Consider the following 2,591-nt stretch of genomic DNA (forward strand, 5'->3'; position numbering starts at 1 on the left):
TTTTTTTGTTAATACCTTTTATTATTTAGAAATTTATTATACTATACATTTGCGTAACTTTCATTTCATCTTTTACCTATGGGCAGACTATTTCAATAGTCTGTTCTTTTTTATTTAACGGTCCGTAAAGGTACACCTTTTGGAACGGAGGTATTTTGATAGATTATTAGGACTAAAAGGTTTTAATGTGCACTTTTGGAACGTTTCTATATTACATATACCTTTAGGTCCTTTTTCTTGTTATAATATGATTATGTTAATTAGAGGTAAGGAGATTTGCATGAGATGAATAACAGAAAATTCGGATATATAAGAGTGAGTAGTAAAGAGCAAAATGAAGGTAGACAATTTGAAGCGATGCGACAAATCGGAATTGATGAAAGAGATATTTTTATGGATAAACAATCTGGAAAAGATTTTAATCGTCAAAATTATCAGCTTGTCAAAATGATGTTACGAGAAGGGGATATTTTATATGTACAATCACTTGATCGTTTTGGCAGGAATAAAGAGGCGATTTTGAATGAATGGAAAGATATCACAAAAAATATACAAGCACATATTATTATTACAGACATGCCTTTGTTAAATACAACCAAGTATAAAGATAATTTAGGAAACCTGATTACAGATCTTGTACTTCAAATTCTTTCTTGGTTAGCAGAAGAAGAACGTACCAAAATCAAAACACGCCAAAGAGAAGGAATCGATTTAGCAAAAAAACAAGGAAAACACCTTGGTAGGCCAAAAGCAGAAATTACACCTGCATTTATCAATGCATATGATATTTGGAAAACTGGGGCCATTACAGCAGTGGAAGCAATGGAGAAAGCGAATGTACCCAAAACTACGTTTTATCGACTAGTTCAACAATATGAAACTCGTCTAAAGAAATAAGCGATAGATGAGAAGCGACAATATGTTTGTACTTGATATAGACATTCTATTGGGTTATCACATCATCGGGATAATCGTTGCATGTATTATGTGTTATCTGGCATGTAGAGAGTACCTTTCTCAATACCATTCTACATTATTTCGTGTAAAATAAAAGGTGCTAACACTTATACTAGCTTTTTATAATTTTCTCCCAAACACCACAGGCCCCTACCTGTGGTGTTTATTTTTGTATTAGGTAAGATACTATGAATTTTACTACTGCAAATGCAATTCTCATCCCAATGTATCTTCTTATTTGCATTCCCTTGTCTTTATCATAGACATTATAACACTATAAATTAGTAAAACAATATGAAGCGCAAGAAAAAACAAAACATACAGTTGAAATGGAATGATGTGTGGGAAGGAATCGAGTTTCTTCCTATTATATAAGGATTGTAATCGGCGCTTTCGTACATCCCTCATAGTCCGAATCAGTCCTTGCGAAATTTGGCGAAGATAGGATTCGTGTTAAGGGAATCCTCTTGACAGGTAGGGCGTGCTATTATACACATAGCTGGCATTGATACAAGACTCTCTTTTTAAACAAACGTTTTATTCGGCATAATTTGCGCAAAGCCAGGAGAGGATTCGCTATTTATAGCGAAATCCTCTCCTTAAGTGAAGTTCAAATTACTAGAGTAAGACCGTAGCTTTTTCAACATGTCGCAAAATATTTTAAAAAGGGATCTGTATGAAAAGCACGAATCTTATTTCTAAAAGGAAGTGTTGTGATGGAAATGTTTTATGTTCTATATACGATTATTATTGGTAGCATAATTGGCCTAGTCTTTCATTTCATTTATCATCAAGAGGGTATTCTGGTGCCACGCTATGTGAAATATATGTTCCATTTTGGGTTTTTAAAGGATATAATAATAGGAAGTTTAGCAGCATGTTTCGGACTTATTTTATTTGATATGACAACGATAGGGAAAGTGTTACTAGTAGCTAGTATGACGGCAATTTCAGCACAGATATTTTTACCGCATCAAATTTTAACAGAGGAACGAGAAAAAAATGCATCAATGAACCGTATAAAGGAGACCATTTCAAAAATCAAACAATAATCTCCAAAGGAGTTTCAAAATGTATGAGTATATTACAGGATCGGTAGTGCAGTTGAGGCATCATAAGGAAAATATATTTCCTCTAACTAGATCTATAACGAATGACAGATAGTCGCAGGATTGTTTCGGACAAATTCCTATCGTATGTACTATTCAAAAAGTCCTAAATGAAATTGTGTTTTTGATATAATTTGGCAACGGAATAATTAGAAATAAGTAAGGATTGTGTGAAAAATGAAGAAAAATTTAACCGGTGTATGTGCTTTGGTAATTGCTGTAGCTTCGTATCCTATAACGACGTTAGCTGCAGACAATTCCGTCCCTGTAACAAAAAACGGAGAAAGGTTGCAATATAACACGCCCTATTATGTCAAAGATAAAAACTTCCCTCATAAAGGTGGCGTAACTTTTGAGCATTGGGGCTTAGATGATTATGTTCTTTTTGCGCATGCTCCAACGGATAATGGGACACCTATTATTTTTGAGAATAAAAATAGAACAGATGGAATTATTCAATCTGACGATTGGATACGGATTAAATTTATGCAAGCCAATGCAAGCGGAGACCAGTATTGGGCCCCT

3 protein-coding genes are annotated in these 2,591 nt (G+C 34.0%); all 3 read left to right on the forward strand.

What is annotated here, in order from left to right; genetic code table 11:
• Nucleotides 1-285 precede the first annotated feature (285 nt).
• The gene (locus tag ACQRBL_RS32060; protein WP_001065234.1) at nt 286-897 is read left to right on the forward strand and encodes a recombinase family protein; all 612 of its coding nucleotides are present in this window, start codon (nt 286-288) and stop codon (nt 895-897) included.
• A 776-nt stretch (nt 898-1,673) separates the two neighbouring features.
• Nucleotides 1,674-2,009, forward strand: coding sequence for a DUF4257 domain-containing protein (locus ACQRBL_RS32065; RefSeq protein ID WP_427736385.1), 336 nt, complete (start codon nt 1,674-1,676; stop codon nt 2,007-2,009).
• Nucleotides 2,010-2,243: 234 nt separating this feature from the next.
• The coding region (locus tag ACQRBL_RS32070) for a Kunitz family serine protease inhibitor (RefSeq protein ID WP_427736387.1) at nt 2,244-2,591 on the forward strand (348 nt) is incomplete at its 3' end.

The sequence above is a fragment of the Bacillus sp. AF62 genome (assembly GCF_050312695.1).
In the GTDB taxonomy this organism is placed as follows: domain Bacteria; phylum Bacillota; class Bacilli; order Bacillales; family Bacillaceae_G; genus Bacillus_A; species Bacillus_A cereus.

Coding starts and splice junctions, on each gene's coding strand:
- ACQRBL_RS32060 (WP_001065234.1), top strand. CDS start 286: ATGAATAACAGAAAATTCGGATATATAAGAGTGAGTAGTAAAGAGCAA.
- ACQRBL_RS32065 (WP_427736385.1), top strand. CDS start 1,674: ATGGAAATGTTTTATGTTCTATATACGATTATTATTGGTAGCATAATT.